We start from the raw sequence: 21,216 nt of genomic DNA on the forward strand, positions 1-21,216 counted from the left end.
CGGTGTTTGCGATGCCTGCGCACGGCGTTGGCGGCGCCGTGGCGTTGGCGTTTGAGCGAGGGGACGGGGTGCCCGTGGACATCATGCGAGAGGAATCGGGCAACGAGCCCGTTGCGGCATTCTCGATGTCGCACCCGGCGGTGCCTGCGCTCTACACGGCGCTAACGCTGGGGCTCACTATGTTCTCGATGCAACCGGTGCTGATCGCGCTGTCGCTCACGGGCGGGCTGGCATACGGCTTTGCGACCCGCGGGACTGCTCGCACGCTGGGCGCGCTTCGCTGGCAGCTGCCGGTGATTTTGATTATCGCGCTGGTGAATCCGCTGTTTAGCGCCTCGGGCTCGACGGAGGTGTTCCGCATCGGCATGCGCGCAGTGTATTTGGAGAGCATGGTATACGGCCTGTGTATGGGCGGGCTGTTTGTGGCTAGCGTGCTGTGGTTTGAGGCTGCGGCGTCGATGCTCGGCTACGACAAAGTGCTCGCGCTTTTGGGTAATGCCGCGCCGGTGACTGCGCTCATGATTTCGATGTGCATGCGGCTTATCCCACAGTTTTTGCGTCGCGGTCGCACGGTGCTGGCGGCGCAGGATGCGATTGATGTGCCGGGGCGCGCACCGGCCGACCCCGTGCGCTCGCGTCTGCGGACGTCGAGCGTGCTGATGGGTTGGGGCATGGAAGATTCGCTGGAGCGCGCGGACGCCATGCGCTCTCGCGGGTGGGGCGCCGCGGCGCGCCGTACGACGTACGCGCGGTATCGGCTGGGGCGCGGCGACGTTGCCGCGCTGGTTGGGCTTGCGATGTTTGGCGCTGCCGCGGTGGCGGTGGCGTGGATTGCGACGACGCAGTATTCGTTTTACCCGCAGCTTTCGGTGCCGGCGCCGTGGCCGGGTTATGCTGTGTACGCGGTCTGGATGGCGCTGCCCTGCGCATTGCACGCGATTGACGAGAAGAGGTTTGGCTGATGGCTCGGTTGGACGGGAGCAAGATGGCGGGCACGGTGTGCGGCTCGGATGCGCCGGCGATTGAAGTGCAGGGTCTGCGTTTTGCCTACCCCGGGGCTGGCGCACCGGTGCTCGAGGCACTTGATTGGCGCGTTCCCCAAGGAGCATTTGCACTGCTTGTTGGTGGTACCGGGTCGGGTAAGTCGACGCTGCTCTCGCTGCTCAAACCCGAGATCGCGCCGACGGGCGAATGTACTGGCGAGTTGCGCGTGCTGGGCGAGAACGTTGCCGACATGGACGTTCGGGCGTCTGCGGAGCGCGTGGGCTATGTGTTTCAAGACCCCGAGAACCAGATCGTATGCGAAAGCGTGTGGCACGAGATGTCGTTTGGCTTGGAAAACTTGGGGCTAGCGCGCGACGAAATGCGCCGCCGCGTAGCCGAGACCAGCTATTTCTTTGGAATTGAGGATTGGCTCCACCGCGATACCGATACGCTTTCGGGCGGACGCAAGCAGCTGCTGTCGTTGGCGGCCGTGCTGGCGCTGCGCCCACGCGTGCTGTTGCTCGACGAGCCCACATCTCAGCTGGATCCTGTTGCCGAGAAAAATTTTCTGCATGCTTTGTTTCGCGTGAATCGCGAGCTGGGCTGCACAGTAGTTGTGGCGACGCACCAGCCGCGCCCGATGCTTGAATACGCGACGTGCGCGTATCGGATTGAGGGCGGTCGCGTGCGCGAGGTGGCGGATATGGCTTCTTTGGGACGCCGAGAATCGCTGTTTTCCGACGACATGTTGGGGTGGGGTGCCATCCGATGTGCAAAAAACGGAGTATTCAGCAGGCGTGAGGACAATTTGGGCTCTCTGGAGCCGCCCGGGGACGTATCGAGCGCGAAAAAAAGTTCGGAATTGGACAAATCGTCCAATTTTGTGGCGCAAACGTCGCTCGAGAACGGCTCGGAAGCCTTTCCGCGCACGGATGGAAGCAGAATACTCCAAAAAATGCACGGCGGGTCGGCTACCACCCTGTCGGAAGGCTGGTTTCGCTACAATCGCGCGGGCGGTTGGGTGCTGCGTGGGCTCGACGTGGCGTTTTCGGCCGGTGCGGTGCATGCGGTTGTTGGCGGTAACGGCTGCGGCAAGTCGACAATGCTTTCGGTGCTGGCGAAGACCGCCAAGCTGCAGCGCGGCCGCATGGTGCGCGGAGCGGCCTCGGCGGCGCTGCTGCCTCAGAATCCCAAAGCATTGCTGGTTGCCGAGACGGTTCGCGATGAGCTGATGGAATGGGCCTCGACCTGCGGATATGACGAGAACTTGGCGCGGGAGCGCGCGGCGAGCTTGGGGTTGTCGGGTCTGGATGGACGCCATCCGTACGATCTTTCGGGCGGGCAGCGTCAACTGCTTGCATTGGCAAAACTGCTGCTAATCGGCCCCGAACTGCTATTGCTCGATGAGCCCACCAAGGGTCTAGACCTGTTCAGCCGCCGCATTATCGCCCGCGCCCTGCGTGACCATGCGAAGGCTGGCGGCACCGTCATCATGGCTACGCACGATTTGGACTTTGCCGAGCAGGTAGCCGACGACGTCGCCATGATGTTTGACGGCGAGATTGCCTGCATGGAGCCGCCGGCCGACTTCTTTGCCGACAACGTGTTCTATAGGGCGTGATGGAATGGCGGATTATCGCGGCTTGCGCCTGCTTGCAAAACTGGAGATCCCGCTGTTGTTGGCGGTGCCGGCGGTGATGGCTGCCGCGTTGCTGGCGGGTGTTGAGCAGGCAGCGTTGGCCATGCTGGTTGTGGTGGCGTTGGTGCTTGCGCTGTTCTTTGCGGGCTATGAGGCATCGCGTCCAGGCCTGCGCCAGATTATGCCCACGCTGGTGCTAGCGGCGCTGGCGGCGGCGGGGCGCATCCTGTTTGGGCCCATTCCCGACTTTAAACCGGTGAGCGCTATCGCCATTATCGCGGGGGCGACGCTTGGTCGCCGCAATGGTTTTATGGTTGGCGCGCTGGCGGCGCTGACCAGCAATTTCTTTTTTGGGCAGGGCATGTGGACGCCGTGGCAGATGTATGCCTGGGGGCTCGTGGGATACGTTGGCGGTGCGCTGGCGCATGCCGGCGCTTTTGATCGCGCCGATGGCACCGTGCGTATGCCGGCGCTGCTGACCTACGGCTTTGCGTCGGGCTTGCTCTATGGCGTCGTGATTAACGCGTATGACATCATTGGATTTGTACAGCCGCTTACTTGGGCGGGTGCCGTGGCGCGTCTTGCCACGGCAGTGCCGTTCGATATCACACACGGCCTCGCGACCTGCGTGTTCTTGGCCGCCCTGTACAAGCCCTGGTGTCGCCGCATCAACCGAGTCGTCGTGAAATACGGGCTGTAAGGCTGGTTGCGCCGACGCGGGAATCAATACTGCCAAAGTGCCATTTTAAAACTATGCCGGTTTACGGGGCTAGATTGGCGCAGGCAGACCATACCGGCTTTTTCCGAAATAGAACAAGCCGTTTACCTGCACTGATAATTGTTCTCGGGGGAAGCGGGCACTGCGGGGCGCGGCAACGGCGCGCGATTTCCGCGTCGCAGCGCTACCCTGATGCTGAATGCCGGGACGATGACCCACTGACCTGCTGACGCCTCTTCGGCCGTCCTCAAATCCGACCTGTCTCGCCCCGGCATCCGCGTCCCGGAGTCCTGCCATGACCTAATAGGAGCATGAGCGCGGACAATCGGACAAGCCAATTGGATTGTAGCGCTCCCGTCAGTGCAATGTCTGGGAGACCCGGGCGCGGAGCAGGCGGCAGACCGAGGGGAGCGAAAATGGAAGGCGAAACGGTCATCGCGGGCGTCGACACGCACAAGGACGTGCATGTTCTGTGCCTGCTCGACGGCCTCGGGAGGAAGATCTGGAGCGGGAGCTTCGGGGCCGACCCCGAGGGCTACGACAGGCTGGCGGAGGCGATAGGCGACCCGGGGAGCTGCATGGTCGTCGGCGTCGAGGGCACGGCATCGTACGGGGCCGGGCTGACAAGGAGGCTCGTGGAGCTCGGGTACAACGTCGTCGAGGTGCTCAGGCCCAAGAGGGACAAGGTGAGGCCCGGCGAGGGGAAGAGCGACCCGCTGGACGCCGAGCGCGCGGCGCGCAAGGCGGCGTCCGGGAAGGGCTGCTCCGTGCCGAAGTCGCAGGACGGCTGGGTCGAGGCGGTGCGCCAGCTCTACGTCGCGCGCAGGCTGGCCGTCGCGACGTCCACGTCCTGCGTGGCCTGCGCGAAGTCGATGCTCACGACGGCCCCGAGCGCCCTGAGGGAGCGGTTCAGGGGCCGCGAGCGGCCGAAGGACCTCATGCCGCTGCTCGCGCGCGGGAGGAAGGCGGGCGACGCGCTCGAGGAGAGCGTGCTGGCCTCGCTGCGGTCCGTCGCGGCGGTCTGGAAGGAGGCCCGCAGCCAGGTCGAGTCCCTCGACGAGCGCATCCGCGCGCTGCTGGAGGCGAACGCGCCCGCGCTGCTCGGCGTCGAGGGCTGCGGCACCACGACCGCCGCCGCCCTGGTCGTGGCCGCCGGCGACAACCCCGGCAGGCTGAAGGGCGAGGCGGCGTTCTCGATGATGTGCGGCGCCTCCCCGATCCCCGCGTCGAGCGGGAAGACGGACCGGCACAGGCTCAACCGCGGCGGCAACCGGCAGGCGAACTGGGCGCTCTACGAGATCGCGATCAAGCGCATGGCGTACGACGAGAGGACGAGGAGGTACGTGGCGAGGCGGACCTCCGAGGGGAAGTCCCGGCGGGAGGCGGTCCGCTGCCTGAAGCGCTACATAGCGCGGGAGGTGTACCACGTGCTCATGGACCCGAACCCCGACGGCGCCGCGCCGGAAGGCCCCGAGCTCGCGAAGATGCGCAAGGCGATGCGGGTGACTCAGAAGAAAGCCGCCGCGGAGCTCGGCCTGTCCGCAGCCACACTCGGGCACTTGGAACGGGGGAAACGGCGGTCGACGAAACTGGAGAGGAGGTATTACGAGCTCCTGTGCGAATTGGAGAGAGCGCTCCCGCAAACTGCCTCTTGACAACTTATAGGAGCGTCGGTTTTGTTTTTGCGTTGTTCGCTGTGGTTGAGGGTAGTGGCTTAAACGTAGTGGATGGGCCAGTTTCGTGGCAAGCGGGCCGCGTTGATGCCCTCGCGAGGTGAAGATGATCCCTTCCCCCGCCTCCAAGGGACCGATCGGGACTAGAGCTCCAGCGTGAGGGTGACGGGGCAGTGGTCGCTGCCAAAGATGTCGCCGCGGATGCCGGTGTCGCGTACGTTGGCGGCAATTGCGTTGCTCACTAGGAAGTAGTCGATGCGCCAGCCGGCGTTGTTCTTACGCGCATTAAAGCGGTAGCTCCATCAGCTGTAGACGCCCTCGACGTCGGGATTTGCCGCACGCCAGGTATCGGTAAGCCCGGCGTTGAGCAGCTCGGTAAACTTGCCGCGTTCCTCGTCCGAAAAGCCCGCGTTGCCGCGGTTGGACTTGGGGTTCTTAAGGTCGATTTCCTCGTGCGCTACGTTAAAGTCGCCGCAGGTCACCACGGGTTTACCGGTCTCGTGCTCAAGCGCGCTCAAAAAGCGGCGGTAGGCATCGTCCCATGCCATGCGCACATCGATACGCGCGAGCTCGTTTTGGGCGTTGGGCGTGTATACGTCGACAAACCAAAACTTGGCGAATTCCAACGCGCAGACGCGGCCCTCGGTTGCGGCTTGGGCAACGAGCTCAGCAGCCTTGCCCTCGCCGGCGTAGGGCAGCAGCGCGTCGGCGTGCAGTACGCGTATCGGTTCCTGGCGGCTAAAGACTGCGGTTCCCGAATAGCCTTTGCGCTCGGCGTAGCTCCATGTTTGGTGATAGCCGGGCAGGTCGATATCGACCTGGCCCTCCTGCAGCTTGGTCTCCTGCAGCGCCAGGATATCGACGTCGAGTTCTTGCGCGATCTGGATAAAGCTCGGGTCCTTTTTGAGCACGGCGCGCAGGCCGTTGACGTTCCACGAGGCAAAGGTGTAAGTCTGAGGCATGGTGTCCTTTCGACGGGGTTGGCAGGCTTAAGATTAGCGCAACAGGGGCGGGGTGGGCTCCGCGCATGCTGACTCAAAGGCCGTATGCCGGGATGTCGCCCGATGCTGCCCGACCAACAAGGACGGAGGACTCATATGACGCAGGCGATAACGGACCCCAAGCAGGCCTCCGCCGCACTGGCGGAGCTGTTCAGTACCCACAAGCGTGTGGTGTTCTTTGGCGGCGCCGGTGTTTCCACGGCGAGCGGCATCCCCGATTTCCGCAGCGTGGACGGCCTGTATCACCAGCAGTTTGCCTACCCGCCCGAGACTATGCTCTCGCATAGCTTTTACGAGGCACATCCGGCCGAGTTCTTCGACTTCTACCGCACCAAGATGATCGCGCTTGGCGCCAAGCCCAATCGCTGCCACACTAAGCTGGCCGAGCTGGAGCGCGCCGGCAAGCTCAGCGCTGTGGTAACGCAAAATATCGACGGCTTGCATCAGATGGCCGGCTCGAAGCACGTATTTGAGCTACACGGTTCGGTCCACCGCAACATTTGCCAGTCGTGCGGCGCGGTCTATAGCGCCGAGTGGATTTGCTCGCGCGAGCACGAGGACGCCGCGGGCGTGCCCGTGTGTCCTGCGTGCGGTGGGCGCATCAAGCCCGATGTGGTGCTCTACGAGGAGCCGCTCGACGAGCACGTGCTGACTGGCGCCGTTACCGCCATCGCCGCGGCCGATGCCCTCATTGTGGGCGGGACCTCGCTCGTGGTGTATCCGGCGGCGGGCCTTACGCGTTACTTTACCGGCGATACGCTGGCCATTTGCAATCTTGCCCCCACCGATCAAGATGCAAATGCCGACCTGCTGATTTCTTGCGACATCGCGGCCGCGTTTGCGTTCTAGCCGGCGCGCGCGGATACAATAGAAAGACTAATTGCAAAGCGACCCCGCCGTTAGCGCTCAGGCGCGGCGGCGCGGGCATTTTAGGAGGATGTTCATGGCGAACGATAGCAAGACATGGCGGTGCGGAAAGTACGAGCTCAGCTTTGACCGTCCGCGCATCATGGGCGTCCTCAACGTGACGCCCGATTCGTTTAGCGACGGCGGGGAGCACTTCGACCCGGATGCCGCCATCGAGTACGGCCTGGCGATGCTCGACGCCGGCGCCGACATCATCGACGTGGGCGGTGAGTCCACGCGCCCCGGCTTTACCCCGGTCAACCCCGACGAGGAGGCTCGCCGCGTGCTACCCGTGGTGCGCGCGCTGGCCAAAGAGGGCGCCATCGTCTCGATCGACACGCGCCATGTGGCGGTTGCCAAGGCGGCCGTGCGCTGCGGCGCCTCGATCGTCAACGACGTGACGGGCTTCACCGACCCCAAGATGGTCGAGTTTGTCGCGGCGAGCACCTGCGGCGTTATCGTAATGCACGCCGGCGAGGTCGCTGCGCCCGCTCGTACGCACGCGACGGTGCAGCTCGATACCTCTGCCGCGGCGTTTGTTGCCGAGAAGGCGCGCGAGGCGGCTGCCGAGGCCGCGCGCGAGGCCGAGAAGCCTGCCCGCCGTCGCCGTGGCAAGCTGCTGGGCGAGCCCAAGACGGAGGCCAAGCTGCCGGGTGGCGTGGTGCAGCCCTCGCTGCCGTTTGGCGATCCGGAGTCCGCACCCGAGCCTACGGGCGAGCAGAAGCAGGAGGCGCCTGCCGCCGAAGAGGCCGCCCCTGTCACCGAGTCTGCCGCAACCCCTGAGCCCGCGCCGGAGCCCAGCGATCACCTGGCCGCCATGATGCGCCGCAGCGCCCGCCGCGAGGAGGCCTACGTTCCCACCTCGCAGCTCCGCCGCTTTACCCTGCCCGATTCGGCGCCCATCATGCGCCGCGTCATGGGCTTTCTGTCCGATCAGGCCCGCGCGCTCATCCACGCTGGCGTGTCGCGCGACCGCATCTGCATCGATCCAGGCCCGGGGTTTGGCAAGACGGCCAACGAGGACATCGTCATCCAGCGCGAGACCGCCAAGATGGCGTCGCTGGGCTATCCACTCATGTGCGCCGTGTCGCGCAAGCGCTTTGTGGGCGCTGTCTCGGGCGTGACCGAGGCCGCCGAGCGCGATGCCGCCACGTTTGGCGTGTGCCTGGGCGCCATCCAGGCCGGCGCCAACATCGTGCGCGTGCACGACGTCGCGGGCTTTGCACAGTTCCTGAACGGTTACTGGGCTGTTGCCAAGCCGCAGCCGCGTCGCGCGTTTGTGGCCGTGGGCTCCAACCTGGGACATCGTTGCGATAACATCCGCGCCGCGCGCGACATGATTGCCGAGATCCCGCTCACCTGCGTGTCCAACTGCTCTCGCATCTACGAGAGCGAACCGGCCTACGAGACGCGCCAGGACGCCTTCGCCAATGCCGTCATCGAGATCAAGACCGAGCTGGCGCCGTTGGTGCTGCTCGATGAGCTTATGGAGATCGAGGCCGAGCTGGGCCGCGACCGTTCCAAAAAGGCCAAGGTCAATGGCCCACGCACCATCGATTTGGACCTGCTGTGGATGGATGGCGAGACCCACGGTGGCAAAAAGCTGCGCCTGCCGCATCCGTTGATCGGCGAGCGCGACTTTGTGCTGGTGCCGCTCGAGGACCTGATGCACGACCCGGCGCGGTTCTTCCGCTACAACGGCGTCGAGGTCAAGGAACCCGAGGATCGCGTGGGCCATATCGTGGGCGAATTGGGGCGTATGTAGATGATCGAGATGAATGTTGTAGCCGTCGGTGCCGAGCTCGACACCGCGCGCGACGCTGGTCGCGAAGGCGCATCCGCGGGCTGGTGCGCTTGGAGCGCGGGCGATGCATCGTTGACATTTTCGCTGGTCGTTCGCCCCGACGTGAACATGCATGCCTTCCACGGCCTGCCGTTTGTGGCTGCGATGGGCATGATGGATGCGCTTGTGGGAACGGCTGCGGCACCGGGACTGGGCCTTGCCGGCAAGGTGGGCATTCAATGGCCGAGCGACATTGTGTGCGGCGCGCCTACGTTTGAGACGCCGTTTGCACGCGTCGCCGTCAACGGTGGCGCCGGTGCCGCAGGCATGTTCGGTGCCGTGACGGTGGATATTGAGCGCGCGGCGCTGGGCGAGCTTGGCGTGGATGTGGCTGACGAAGCGCTGGTCGAGGCGTTGGCCACCGCCGTGCTGACCCGCGTGGACGCCTGGGCGGTTGTTGCCAACACACCGCAGGGCGCCGCCGGTCCGCTGGCTCCCGTGCTGGGCGAGTACTTCGACATGGTGCCGCTGCTCGGTCGCCAAGTTGCGGCGGTGTCGCCCAACGGCCTGCCGCTCGCGGTGGGCGTGTTCGCGGGCCTGGACATCTGGGGTCGCGCGACCATCAAGACCGATGCCGGTGAGCAGGAGTTTCCACCCGAGGCCGTACGGATTCGCGGACTGTAGCGCGAGGCGCTAGCGCTCAAAGACAACGATGACACCAAGACCCTCCTCGGCCTGCGCCGGGGAGGGTTTCGCCTATCTGGGGAATGGGTTGCCAGCGCCCTATTCCTCAAAACTGAAAATTTTTCGATTTTGAGGAATAGGCTTGGCGAGCCTTTGCGGGGACTGTGGCATCGGGCGTGCTCGACTTAAGCCCCTGTCCTACCCTAGCTCCTGCATGCGGCGGTAGATTTCGCAGATGCCTTTGATGGTGAGCTGTCCGTCGACCACATCGAAGGCATCGGTCGAATCGGCGACGATGCTGGCGAGACCGCCCGTGGCGATAACGGTGGCATCCTCGCGGCCCAGCTCGCGCTTCATGCGCGCGACCAGGCCCTCGGCCATGGCGGCGGCGCCCGTTACGGCGCCGACCTTGATGCATTCCTCGGTGTCGCGGCCGATGGCGTGCTCGGGTGCCTCGAGCGGCACGCTGGCGAGCTTGGCGGCACGGGCGGCAAGCGCGTCCATGGAGATGCGGATGCCCGGCGCGATCGCTCCGCCAATGTAATAACCGTCCTCATCGATGACGTCGATATTGGTCGCGGTGCCAAAGTCCACCACGATTGCCGGCGCGCCGTAGAAAGTCTCGGCCGCAACGGCGTTGGCGACGCGATCGGCACCTACGGCCTGGGGGCGCGCCGCGCGCAGCTTGGTCACCGCGGCCGTCTGCGGCCCGATAACGATGGCGTCCGCGGCAATGCGGTCGGCCACGGCGTGCCACTCGCGCGAGAGCTGCGGCACCACGCCCGCAAAGGCGATTGCGTCGACCGCATCGAGCGAAAGGCCGTACATCTTAAAGAAACCCATCAGGCGCACGTGGATCTCGTCGGCGGTATAGGAGCGGTCGGTGGGCATACGCCACGACTGCACCAGCTCGTCTCCGTCAAACAGGCCCATGGCCGTCTGCGTGTTTCCCATATCGATAGCGAGCAGCATGTCTACTCCCAGTGTTGGCATAAAAGGACGCGCACCATTGTATACGCGCCGTCGACGGCGCTCGGCTGCGATTCGTTTACGGTGATAGGGGCTGAGAGGTTTAAATATGAAGGAATTATGCTCTACGAGATTTTCCTTGCCGTTTACCGAACTCCCGCGTAATATTCTTTCTTGCGCACATGAGGCGCCCAGACATTGCGGGGTGGAGCAGTCTGGTAGCTCGCCGGGCTCATAACCCGGAGGTCGTAGGTTCAAATCCTGCCCCCGCGACCAAGAACTTGCAGCTCGTCGGCCTAGCCGGCGAGCTTTTTTGTTATTCCGGGACCGTGTTCTCGGTCCAATTCTTGGCCTCTCAAACAAAATCTCGATCTGTAACATCTAGACCCGATTTAGGCGGCTAGGTGTTACAGATCGAGAAAAACCCGCTGTTGGGCTCATCCCATCCACCTGCCGGCACCTGATATTCGCCGATTTCCGTTGCGCTGCTGTATTCCCATGCCATATCCTCTAGACAACTACGTGGCATCATCGCCGCCGCGCCTACAAGAGAGGAATGTCCATGACCACACCTGCATCCAAGCTGCTCCAGCCCATTACGGTTGGCCCCCTTGAGCTCAAGAACCGCATTATGTTTCCGCCGCTGACCACCGGCTACGAGGAGCGTGACGGTTCCATCGGCGAGCGCAGCCTGGCTTTTTACGAGCGCTTGGCCCGTGGCGGCGTGAGCTACATCGTCATCGGCGACGTCGCTCCCGTCATGACCGCAAGCCCCACGCCCAAGCTGGCAACCGACGCCCAGATCCCCACGTTTAAGGCGCTGGCCGACGCCGTCCACAAGCACGGCGCCAAGGTCGCGCTGCAGCTGTTCCACCCCGAGTACGATGTGCCCGGTGTCGGCCGCATGGTCATGGGATCCATGGCCGCCGCCAAGGCCGCGCAGGAGGCCAAGGCCGCCGGCGACGAGGAGACCTTTGCCGCCAAGATGGCCGAGTCCAACGAGATCCGCAACCAGGCCTACGCCAAGCTGCATCACGACATGCAGCACTTTGTGAACGAGGCGAGCGTAGAGCAGCTCACCCAGATCAAGGAGGCCATCGCTGCCTCGGCCGCTCGCGCACAGCAGGCCGGGATCGACGCCATCGAGGTCCACGGCGACCGCTTGGTGGGTTCGCTGTGCTCGGCCATCCTCAACCAGCGCGCCGACGAGTACGGCGGCTCGTTCGAGAACCGCGTCCGCTACGCGCTGGAGGTCGTCGCCGCCATTAAGGAAGCCGCGCCGCAGCTGATGGTGGAGTACAAGCTCCCCGTGATCATGGAGAACCCCGACGGCACGCCGCGCGGCAAGGGTGGCCTGCAGCCCGACGAGGCCTGCGAGTTTGCCAAGCTGCTCGAGGGCGCGGGCATCGATATGATTCAGGTCGCACAGGCCAACCACACCGGCAACATGGGCGACACCATTCCGCCCATGGGCGCCATGCCCTACAACTGGACGCTGCCCGTGGCCGAGCGCGTCAAGGCCCTGGTCTCCGTGCCGGTGGCAACCGTCGGCCGCGTTGTCTCGGTTGAGGCCGGCGAGAAGATTCTGGAAGACGGCGCGGCCGATATCATCGCCTATGGCCGCTCGCTCATGTGCGACCCCGACATTGCGCTGAAGGCCGCCACGGGTGAGCCCATCCGCGAGTGCCTCAACTGCAACAAGGGCTGCGTCGACGCGATTCAAAATCGCAAGTACATCTCGTGCGTGCTCAATGCCGAGAACGGCGACGAGGCGACCATCGCCATTAAGCCGGGCGAGGGCGACAAGAAGATCGCCGTGGTGGGCGGCGGCATCGCCGGCCTGGAGGCCGCACGCGTGGCGGCCAAGCGCGGCTACGACGTGACCATCTACGAGGCGAGCGATCACTTGGGCGGCCAGATTGTGCTGGCGGCTGCGCCTCCGCGCAAGGACGAGATCATGCGCTCGGTCGAGTACTACGAGAAGATTCTGCCTGGCCTGGGCGTGAAGGTCGAGCTCAACCACGTCGCTAGCCCCGCGGACCTCAACGCCGCCGATGCCGCGATTGTGGCTGTGGGCGCGCACGACGTGGTCATCCCCGTTCCGGGTGGCGACTCGGACAAGGTCGTCTCGAGCTGGGACGTGCTGGCCGGCAAGGTGGAGCTCAGCGGCCGCGTCGCCGTCATTGGCGGTGGCCTGGTGGGCACCGAGACCGCCGAGTATCTGCTGCAGCACGGCTGCGAGGTGGCGATCGTGGAGATGCTCGACAAGATTGCCGCGGGCGAGTCCGAGACCATTCTGCCGCTGATTATGAGCGACTTTGCCGAGCACAACGTGGAGCAGCACGTGAAGACCCGCCTGACCGCCATTACCGACGAGGGCGTGGAGGCTGTTCGCACCACCGAGGACGGCGCCGAGGAGCCGGTGAAGATCGCCTGCGATTACGTGGTGATGGCCGTGGGCTCCAAGGCCAACGCGTTTGACCTGGATGGCGTGACGGTGCCCGTGACCTGCGTGGGCGACTGCTCGGGTGAGCGCACCGCCGACATTGCGAGCGCCATTCGCACGGCGTATCACGCGGCCAACGAGCTGTAGTTGAACATCGCGGCCAGGCGGGGCGGTAGCACGGATCCGTCTCGCCCGGCTGTGCCCCGTCGGGTGTCAACCGGTGCGGGGCCTGCAAGCGCAGCAGGTCCCGCCCTTTTTGTTTTGCTCCGGTGGATGGCAATGCGCGGTAACCATGAGGAGTGAGGACGTCTACTGCCTCGCAGATCACTCAAAATTATTGGGGGAGGGGTTAATAACTATATCCTCTATATCAAAGGACATAAAGAGATGCCAATTTTGTTGACAAGCGAATGACGATTAGCTGCGAGTCAGCTACCAGCGTAAATAATCGATAAAGAAATGTCGTAATTTGGTGCCAAATGCCCAGATAACGCCGCGTCTATTTTAATTAACTGCTTTGAGCAAACAGTAAAATGCTACTATCTAACTTGCACGTAAGAAAGCAGATTAACGGTTAAGGCTAAGAAGTGGCAGGTATGTCGGAAGCAACTAGGACTCGCACGCATGCGCCCGAGGTTAGGCAGCGCGCCGTCGAGATCCTCCAAGAGGGGGTCGGTCATCGCGCCCTCGCCGCGGAGCTTGGCATTCCCCAGGCCACGGCTCGTCAGTGGGCCCGCGCGTATGCCGTGGGCGGTGCCGACGCCGTTCTCAATGCCGGTTCGCATCATCACACCTACTCGTACGACGTAAAGCTCGCTGTGGTTAAGGACCGTCTGGAAAACGGCTTGACGGTTCGCGAGGCCATGATCAAGCACAAGATTCCCAGCGAGTCTTCGGTCAAGGCTTGGTGCCGTCAGTACCGCGAGAGCGGTGAGGCCGCACTGGTCGATAAGCCGCGCGGTCGCAAGCCGCGCGTTAAAAAGGCGGAATAGCAAACGGGATGGTGCGCCCATAGGGGCGCATTTTTCTTGCCGCGCCAACTTTTTGGACCGGCGCGAGCCTGTCGGGACATCCTCCAACGTGGCCAATAAACCGCGCGCAGTGGCCCGCGCGCCTGTCGCTGCGATAGGGGAGCGTCGCCCCACTGCTCCAAAGCGGACGTGCCCTTACCCCGTACGCCTAAAACTCCCCAGTTGACCGAAAACCTGCCGCCGCTGCTCCTCAATTGAGCTATAACGTTAAACAATTGCAGCGTTTTTGCATGGGGGAGTGATGGTATGACGCTACTGTATTTCCTTACCCTGTTTCCGCTGGTACCGGCGCTGAGCATGCTGCTCGCGCGCGGTGACCGCGCCCGCGATGCGGTGGGGCTCATAGGTTCCGGCATTATTATGGCGGTGACGGTTGTAGTCGCCGTCATGTTTTTTGGCACGGGTCCGCAGAGCTTTGAGGTTGCCCCCGGTACCTCGCATGTGCTCTCGATCATCAGCTCCGTCATCGACGTCATCCTGTGCGCCGTCATCCTATACAACGCGTACAAATATAGGAACGCGCTCACCACGGTGCTCGGCATAGTCCAACTGGTGGGCTCGCTCGCCTTTGCAGCCATGACGCTGCCCGCGACCGAAGCCGTCACCGCAACCCCGCTCTACCTGGACTACATGAGTGTGATCATGGTGCTCGCCGTTGGCATTGTCGGCAGCCTTATCTGCGTGTATGCCCTGGGCTACATGAAGGACTTCCAGGCCCATGACGAGCACGAGGCCGCGCTGCGCGGGCAGACCGCGCCCGACCGTCGCCCGCAGTTCCTGGCGCTCATGTTCCTGTTCCTCTCGGCCATGTTCGTCATCGTGACGAGCGACAACCTTGAGTGGCTGTTCTGCGGCTGGGAAATCACCACCGTGTGCTCGTTCCTCATGATTGGCTACACGCGCACGCCCGAGGCCATCAAAAACGCCTTCACCCAGATCATCCTCAACATGCTGGGCGGCATCGCGTTTTTGGCGGGCCTTATGTTTCTGCACGTCAACGGCATGCCGCTGACCATCTCGGGCATGATCGAGCTTTCCGGCGCCGGTACCGCGCAGTCCGCACTGCTGGTGATGCCGGTCGTCCTGCTATCGCTCGCCGCCCTTACCAAGGCCGCACAGATGCCGTTCCACACTTGGCTGCTGGGCGCCATGGTTGCCCCCACGCCCACGAGCGCCCTGCTGCACTCGTCAACCATGGTCAAAGCCGGCGTGTTCCTGATGGTCAAGCTGAGCCCGCTCTATGCCATCTATCCCGTGACCGGCTTTATGGTCACGAGTGTGGGCGCCATCACGTTTTTGCTCGCTGCCCTCATGGCCATCTCGCAGAGCAACGCCAAGCGTGTGCTCGCGTACTCCACCATTTCCAACTTGGGCCTCATCAGTGCCTGCTTGGGTGTCGGCGCGCCCGAGGCCGTATGGGCGGCCATCTTCCTGATCCTGTTCCACACGGTGGCAAAGTCGTTGCTGTTCCTGTGCGTGGGCACGGCCGAGCATCATATCGGCAGCCGCAATATCGAGGACATGGACGGTATGTTCAGCCGCATGCCGCACCTGACGCGCCTGATGATGCTGGGCATCATGGGCATGTTTGTGGCGCCGTTTGGCATGCTCGTGTCCAAGTGGGGCGCCCTGGTGGCGTTTGCCCAGACCGGCAACGTGCTCATGATCATGGTTCTGGCCTTTGGCTCGGCCGCGACGTTTTACTTCTGGGGCAAGTGGCTTGCCAAGCTTTCGGGCGTCGACCCCACGGCTCAAAACGTTGAGGTCAATGTTCATAAGACCGAATGGATGGCCCTCAACACCATCGCCGCGCTGCTGATTCTGTGCTGCGTGGCGTTCCCGGTTATCTCGAGCGGTCTGGTGTCGCCTTACTTGGCCATGGTGTTTGGCCGCGTGCCGTACGTTATCGGCAAGGACGCCATGTATCTGATGGTGGTTATCGTGGCGTTTATCGCCGTGGTGCTGCTGACTTCATTCCGCGTGAGCAATAAGCCGCACGTCAACGTGTACCTTTCGGGCGTGGGAACCGATAAATATCGCCATTTCCGCGGCTCGATGGGACACGAGGTAAAGGCTGAAAAGCGCAATTGGTACTCGGAGGACGCCCTTGGCGAGAAGCGTATTGGTCCCGCGGGTAGCGTCGTGTGCTGCAGTATTATCTTGTTTGCGCTGCTGTGTTGCGCGTGGATTGGGCCCGAGCGGCTTGCCATGAGTGCGCCCTCGGTGCTGCGCGGCAAGTATTTTGAAGGCTCGGGCGTCGTGGGCATATTTATTGGTACCGTGGTGTTTGCCCTGCTGGCGCCTTTGGTTGGTGGCCTGATCGACGGCGTTGACCGCAAACTTTCGGCCCGTATGCAGGGCCGCGTGGGCCCGCGCCTGCTCCAGCCTTTCTACGACGTTGCCAAGCTGCTGCGCAAAGCCCCTGCCAGCGTAAACACCATGGACGATACCTATATGGCGTGCGCGCTCATCTTTACCGTCGTGGGCGGCGGCATCTTTGTGTCGGGCTCTAACACGCTACTGTGCGCTTTTATGGTGACGCTCGCCGCGATCTTTGTGGTGTTGGCGTCCGCCTCGACGCAAAGCCCGTTTGCCCAGGTTGGCGCCGATCGTGAGTTACTGCAGGTTATGAGTTACGAGCCCGCCGTTTTGCTGATGAGCGTGGGCCTGTACCTTGCCACCGACAGCTTTGATTCCATCGCCGTGACGGGGCAGTCGGCCCCCATCATCGTGTACAGCGCGCCCATTTTCCTGGCGCTGCTCGCGGTGCTTACCATCAAGCTGCGCAAGTCGCCGTTTGACCTTTCGTACTCGCATCACGCGCATCAGGAGATCGTCCAGGGCGTCGCCACCGAGATGAGCGGCGGCACGCTGGCCAAGATGACCCTTATGCACTGGTGCGAGACCGTGCTGTTTTTGATGTGGGTGGGCATGTTCTTTGTTTGGGACAACCCCGTGAGCTGGGTTGTAGCCCTGGTCGTGATGGCCGCGACGTATTTTGTCGAGGTCCTGATCGACAACACCTTCGCACGCAGCACCTGGCGCAGCTGCTTTAGGCTCGGATGGGGCGTGGCGCTGGTGTTTGGCCTGCTCAACCTTATGCCCATCCTCGTTGACGTGTTTATTTAGGAGGCGGCATCCATGGATCATAAAATGTCGCGCTCGCCGTGGGTCATTCATTACGACGGCTCGAGCTGCAACGGATGCGATATCGAGGTGCTGGCCTCGCTCACGCCGCTGTTCGATGCGGAGCGCTTTGGCGTGGTCAACACCGGCAACCCCAAGCATGCGGACATCTTTTTGGTGACGGGGTCGGTCAATGCCCAGAACCTGCCCGTCGTGCGCCAGATCTACAGCCAGATGCTCGAGCCCAAGTGCGTGGTGGCGTGCGGCATTTGCGCGTGTTCGGGCGGCGTATTCCGCGATGCCTATAACGTGATCGGCGGCGTGGACCGCGCGATTCCCGTGGACGTGTATGCGCCCGGGTGCGCCATTCGTCCCGAGACCGTGATCGATGCCATCGTGGAGGCGTGCGGCATCCTTGATCAGAAGGAGGCCGTGATGCGCGCCGGCGGTGACCCGCTTACCGTGGGCGGCGCTGCTACCTGGGATGGCGGCGTCGAGTTGGGCGAGGACGGGTTCGTGGCTGCAGCTGGGGCCGGGGCTGACGGTGCCGGTGGCGCGCCTGCCGAGAAACCCGCAGCGCCTGCCGCTGGTGACGCACCTGCTGAGACGCCCGTCGCTGCAAAGGAGGCCGAGTAATGCAAAAGGCTATCTATACCACCGTCGGGCTCGACGAGCTCCTGCCGCATGTGCAGGCGCTCAAGGGCGTCGGCGCGCGCTTTGTGCAAATGCACGCCGAGCGCTGTGTGGACGACGGGTCGTATCGCCTGGTCTATACGTTTATCAACGTCCGTGCTGCTCAGGAGCAGATTGCGCAGGACGGCAGCTATGCGATCGAGAACCTGGTGGTTGAGGGAATTAATCAGTACCAGGAGATTCCGTCCATCAGCTCGTACTATCCGGCAGTATTCCCGTTTGAAAACGAAGCGCACGACCTGTTTGGTCTTGCCATTACCGATATGCAGATTGACTTTAAGGGCTTTTTCTACCAGGTCTCGACTGCCGAGCCCATGAGCGTTATCACGCCCGAGGTGAAGGCCGCGCGCGAGAAAGCCATGAAGGTCCGTGCCGCTGCCGAGGCCAAGGCGCGCAAGGCCGCGGCCGAGAAGGCTGCTACTGCCACGGCCGCTGCGGGGGAGGGCACTGCGGGCGCTGGCGATGCTGCGGGCGCTGCCGTCGCTCAGCCCGCTGCGGCTGCCGGCTCCGATGCTCAGCACGATGAAACTGCTGCGAAGGCCGCGCTCAAGGCTGCCGAGATGGAGGCAAAGCTCGCCGCCATGGATCCCGAGAAAGCGGCCAAGGTCCGCGCGGCGCTTGCCGCCAAGGCCGCCCGCGACAAGCAGAAAAAGGAGGCGTAAGGTCCATGGCACATCGCTCCGTTATTCCGTTTGGCCCGCAGCACCCGGTGCTGCCCGAGCCGCTTCATCTGGACCTGGTAATCGAGGACGACCGCGTCATCGAGGCAATTCCGCAGATCGGCTTTGTGCACCGCGGGCTCGAGAAGCTCACCGAAAAGCGCGACATGCACCAGTTTGGCTACATCGCCGAGCGCATCTGTGGCATCTGCGCCGTGGGCCACAGCTACGGTTATGCCAGCGCCTGCGAGCGCATGCTCGACATCGAGGTGCCCGGCCGCGTGCAGTATATCCGCACCATTTTGCACGAGCTTTCGCGTATTCATTCGCACCTGTTGTGGCTGGGTCTGCTCGCCGACGCCTTTGGCTTCGAGGCACTGTTCTATCGTTCGTGGACCCTGCGCGAGCAGATTCTCAAGATCTTCGAGAGCACGTGCGGTGGCCGCGTGATTCTGTCGATTAACGAGATCGGCGGCCTTAAGCACGATATCGAGGACTCCGAGCTGGCCGGAATTGTCCAGACGCTCGATGCCATGCGTCCCGACTACGAGGCCCTGGTGCATACGTTTTTGGACGATGACAGCTGCGGCGAGCGCTTGCATGGCGTGGGTGTGATCAGCAAGAAAGATGCGCTGGATCTGTCGATGGTCGGCCCGTTTGGGCGCGCCTCGGGCGTGGATTACGACGTGCGCATGTTTGACGACGGTGCCTATGCGGATCTGGTTGCGTTTGAGCCCATCGTTGCTACCGATGGCGATTGCTATGCCCGCTGCCAGGTGCGCTGTGCCGAGGTCACGCAGGCCATGGACATCATTAAGGAGCTTGTGGGCAAGATTCCGCACGACGGGATAGGCGGGCGCACCAAGCTTACACCGGCCGACGGCGCACGCGGCGAGGTTGTGATTGAGCAGCCGCGCGGCGAGGCGTATTACTATGTGCGCGGTAACGGCACCAAGAACCTGGACCGCTTCCGCGTGCGCACGCCGACGTCGCAGAACCTGGCGGGTCTGACACATGCGCTGCAGGGCGTGCTCCTTGCCAACGTGCCCATGATTATCCTGACCATCGACCCCTGCATTAGCTGCACGGAAAGGTAGGCGCGGCATGAGTTTACTGACATTTGCCAAGACGGCCTTAGGTTCTATGGTCAAGCAGCCGGTCACGGTGCGCTATCCGCAGGAGAAGCTGACGGCACCCGAGCGCTTGCGCGGGCATATCGTCAACGACATGGACGTGTGCATCTGCTGCGGCATGTGCGCGCGCCGCTGCCCGGCGGGCGCGCTCGCGGTCGATCGCAAGGGCGGTACCTGGTCGATCGACCCGTACGCTTGCGTGGTGTGCGGCGAGTGCATCGAGAGCTGTCCTAAACACTGCCTGACTATGGACACTGCCCGCACTCCAGTCGCGGCGGACAAGACTCCCACGGTAGAAACCAAGCCGGAGTAACGCTGGGATAGAACTGGAATAGGGGCCGGTGGGGCAATTTTGCCCCACCGGCCCCGCACTTAAACGCGCGGTTGGGCCGCCACGAACAAAACTATGCCGGATTACGGGGCTGGATAGCGGACCCTCGGCCATACCGAAAATCGCAAAAACAAAACCGACGCTCCTATAAGTTGTCAAGAGGCAGTTTGCGGGAGCGCTCTCTCCAATTCGCACAGGAGCTCGTAATACCTCCTCTCCAGTTTCGTCGACCGCCGTTTCCCCCGTTCCAAGTGCCCGAGTGTGGCTGCGGACAGGCCGAGCTCCGCGGCGGCTTTCTTCTGAGTCACCCGCATCGCCTTGCGCATCTTCGCGAGCTCGGGGCCTTCCGGCGCGGCGCCGTCGGGGTTCGGGTCCATGAGCACGTGGTACACCTCCCGCGCTATGTAGCGCTTCAGGCAGCGGACCGCCTCCCGCCGGGACTTCCCCTCGGAGGTCCGCCTCGCCACGTACCTCCTCGTCCTCTCGTCGTACGCCATGCGCTTGATCGCGATCTCGTAGAGCGCCCAGTTCGCCTGCCGGTTGCCGCCGCGGTTGAGCCTGTGCCGGTCCGTCTTCCCGCTCGACGCGGGGATCGGGGAGGCGCCGCACATCATCGAGAACGCCGCCTCGCCCTTCAGCCTGCCGGGGTTGTCGCCGGCGGCCACGACCAGGGCGGCGGCGGTCGTGGTGCCGCAGCCCTCGACGCCGAGCAGCGCGGGCGCGTTCGCCTCCAGCAGCGCGCGGATGCGCTCGTCGAGGGACTCGACCTGGCTGCGGGCCTCCTTCCAGACCGCCGCGACGGACCGCAGCGAGGCCAGCACGCTCTCCTCGAGCGCGTCGCCCGCCTTCCTCCCGCGCGCGAGCAGCGGCATGAGGTCCTTCGGCCGCTCGCGGCCCCTGAACCGCTCCCTCAGGGCGCTCGGGGCCGTCGTGAGCATCGACTTCGCGCAGGCCACGCAGGACGTGGACGTCGCGACGGCCAGCCTGCGCGCGACGTAGAGCTGGCGCACCGCCTCGACCCAGCCGTCCTGCGACTTCGGCACGGAGCAGCCCTTCCCGGACGCCGCCTTGCGCGCCGCGCGCTCGGCGTCCAGCGGGTCGCTCTTCCCCTCGCCGGGCCTCACCTTGTCCCTCTTGGGCCTGAGCACCTCGACGACGTTGTACCCGAGCTCCACGAGCCTCCTTGTCAGCCCGGCCCCGTACGATGCCGTGCCCTCGACGCCGACGACCATGCAGCTCCCCGGGTCGCCTATCGCCTCCGCCAGCCTGTCGTAGCCCTCGGGGTCGGCCCCGAAGCTCCCGCTCCAGATCTTCCTCCCGAGGCCGTCGAGCAGGCACAGAACATGCACGTCCTTGTGCGTGTCGACGCCCGCGATGACCGTTTCGCCTTCCATTTTCGCTCCCCTCGGTCTGCCGCCTGCTCCGCGCCCGGGTCTCCCA

Annotated in this window: 16 protein-coding genes, 1 tRNA gene and 1 pseudogene; 15 read left to right on the forward strand and 3 right to left on the reverse strand. The window is 63.7% G+C overall.

Features of this window, described 5'->3' with window-relative positions; all coding sequences use genetic code 11:
• The first annotated feature begins 11 nt into the window (after window positions 1-11).
• The 4 genes from ACGHIZ_RS00385 to ACGHIZ_RS00400 all read left to right on the forward strand — a co-directional run bounded on the left by ACGHIZ_RS00385 (window position 12) and on the right by ACGHIZ_RS00400 (window position 4,996).
• Window positions 12-962 (forward strand): energy-coupling factor transporter transmembrane component T, encoded by a 951-nt coding sequence (locus tag ACGHIZ_RS00385; protein WP_373580802.1) that lies wholly within the window; start codon window positions 12-14, stop codon window positions 960-962.
• The gene (locus ACGHIZ_RS00390) at window positions 962-2,605 is read left to right on the forward strand and encodes an ABC transporter ATP-binding protein (RefSeq protein ID WP_390448306.1); all 1,644 of its coding nucleotides are present in this window, start codon (window positions 962-964) and stop codon (window positions 2,603-2,605) included. The genes ACGHIZ_RS00385 and ACGHIZ_RS00390 overlap by 1 nt, the downstream gene beginning before the upstream one ends.
• 4 nt (window positions 2,606-2,609) lie before the next feature.
• Window positions 2,610-3,323, forward strand: a complete 714-nt coding sequence (locus ACGHIZ_RS00395; RefSeq protein ID WP_349070253.1) for a DUF6580 family putative transport protein — start codon at window positions 2,610-2,612, stop codon at window positions 3,321-3,323.
• 434 nt (window positions 3,324-3,757) lie between these two features.
• Window positions 3,758-4,996, forward strand: coding sequence for an IS110 family transposase (locus ACGHIZ_RS00400; RefSeq protein ID WP_055310779.1), 1,239 nt, complete (start codon window positions 3,758-3,760; stop codon window positions 4,994-4,996).
• Window positions 4,997-5,157: 161 nt separating this feature from the next.
• Here the strand turns inward: ACGHIZ_RS00400 and ACGHIZ_RS00405 are convergent.
• Window positions 5,158-5,976: pseudogene (locus ACGHIZ_RS00405) on the reverse strand (exodeoxyribonuclease III).
• A gap of 135 nt (window positions 5,977-6,111) precedes the next feature.
• On the opposite strand from ACGHIZ_RS00405, the gene ACGHIZ_RS00410 reads away from it, so the two are divergent.
• From ACGHIZ_RS00410 to ACGHIZ_RS00420, 3 genes are all read left to right on the forward strand, one after another.
• Entirely contained in the window at window positions 6,112-6,864 is a 753-nt protein-coding gene (locus ACGHIZ_RS00410) for an NAD-dependent protein deacylase (protein WP_390448309.1), read from the forward strand.
• Between the two features lie 94 nt (window positions 6,865-6,958).
• Entirely contained in the window at window positions 6,959-8,686 is a 1,728-nt protein-coding gene (gene folP / locus ACGHIZ_RS00415; RefSeq protein ID WP_349071576.1) for a dihydropteroate synthase, read from the forward strand.
• Window positions 8,687-9,388: a hypothetical protein gene (locus tag ACGHIZ_RS00420; RefSeq protein ID WP_390448312.1), complete on the forward strand. Its 702-nt coding sequence runs from the start codon at window positions 8,687-8,689 to the stop codon at window positions 9,386-9,388. It begins immediately after the preceding gene.
• Window positions 9,389-9,586: 198 nt separating this feature from the next.
• On the opposite strand, the gene ACGHIZ_RS00425 is transcribed toward ACGHIZ_RS00420, so the two are convergent.
• Complete coding sequence (locus ACGHIZ_RS00425; protein ID WP_158554584.1) at window positions 9,587-10,360, reverse strand: type III pantothenate kinase; 774 nt, start codon at window positions 10,358-10,360, stop codon at window positions 9,587-9,589.
• A gap of 196 nt (window positions 10,361-10,556) precedes the next feature.
• Here ACGHIZ_RS00425 and ACGHIZ_RS00430 point away from each other — a divergent pair.
• The 8 genes from ACGHIZ_RS00430 to ACGHIZ_RS00465 all read left to right on the forward strand — a co-directional run bounded on the left by ACGHIZ_RS00430 (window position 10,557) and on the right by ACGHIZ_RS00465 (window position 19,758).
• Window positions 10,557-10,633: transfer RNA gene (locus tag ACGHIZ_RS00430), tRNA-Met, on the forward strand.
• 286 nt (window positions 10,634-10,919) lie between these two features.
• Window positions 10,920-12,950, forward strand: a complete 2,031-nt coding sequence (gene bilR, locus ACGHIZ_RS00435) for a bilirubin reductase, long form (RefSeq protein WP_390448316.1) — start codon at window positions 10,920-10,922, stop codon at window positions 12,948-12,950.
• Between the two features lie 449 nt (window positions 12,951-13,399).
• The gene (locus ACGHIZ_RS00440; protein WP_035136573.1) at window positions 13,400-13,795 is read left to right on the forward strand and encodes a helix-turn-helix domain-containing protein; all 396 of its coding nucleotides are present in this window, start codon (window positions 13,400-13,402) and stop codon (window positions 13,793-13,795) included.
• A 285-nt stretch (window positions 13,796-14,080) separates the two neighbouring features.
• Window positions 14,081-16,963 carry a proton-conducting transporter membrane subunit gene (locus ACGHIZ_RS00445; protein WP_196031365.1) on the forward strand — a complete coding sequence of 961 codons (2,883 nt, stop codon included), beginning with the start codon at window positions 14,081-14,083 and terminating at the stop codon, window positions 16,961-16,963.
• Between the two features lie 12 nt (window positions 16,964-16,975).
• Window positions 16,976-17,596, forward strand: a complete 621-nt coding sequence (locus ACGHIZ_RS00450) for an NADH-quinone oxidoreductase subunit B family protein (protein ID WP_390448320.1) — start codon at window positions 16,976-16,978, stop codon at window positions 17,594-17,596.
• The gene (locus ACGHIZ_RS00455) at window positions 17,596-18,315 is read left to right on the forward strand and encodes an NADH-quinone oxidoreductase subunit C (protein WP_390448323.1); all 720 of its coding nucleotides are present in this window, start codon (window positions 17,596-17,598) and stop codon (window positions 18,313-18,315) included. Before ACGHIZ_RS00450 ends, ACGHIZ_RS00455 begins: the two co-directional genes overlap by 1 nt.
• Window positions 18,316-18,320: 5 nt before the next feature.
• On the forward strand, window positions 18,321-19,409 hold the full coding sequence (locus ACGHIZ_RS00460; protein WP_390448326.1) for a nickel-dependent hydrogenase large subunit: 1,089 nt from the start codon (window positions 18,321-18,323) through the stop codon (window positions 19,407-19,409).
• Window positions 19,410-19,416: 7 nt separating this feature from the next.
• Window positions 19,417-19,758, forward strand: coding sequence for a 4Fe-4S dicluster domain-containing protein (locus ACGHIZ_RS00465; RefSeq protein WP_138113720.1), 342 nt, complete (start codon window positions 19,417-19,419; stop codon window positions 19,756-19,758).
• 173 nt (window positions 19,759-19,931) lie between these two features.
• On the opposite strand, the gene ACGHIZ_RS00470 is transcribed toward ACGHIZ_RS00465, so the two are convergent.
• Window positions 19,932-21,170, reverse strand: coding sequence for an IS110 family transposase (locus ACGHIZ_RS00470; RefSeq protein ID WP_055310779.1), 1,239 nt, complete (start codon window positions 21,168-21,170; stop codon window positions 19,932-19,934).
• Window positions 21,171-21,216: the final 46 nt, after the last annotated feature.

It is taken from the genome of Collinsella sp. i05-0019-G5, from assembly GCF_042851345.1.
Classification (GTDB): Bacteria; Actinomycetota; Coriobacteriia; order Coriobacteriales; family Coriobacteriaceae; genus Collinsella.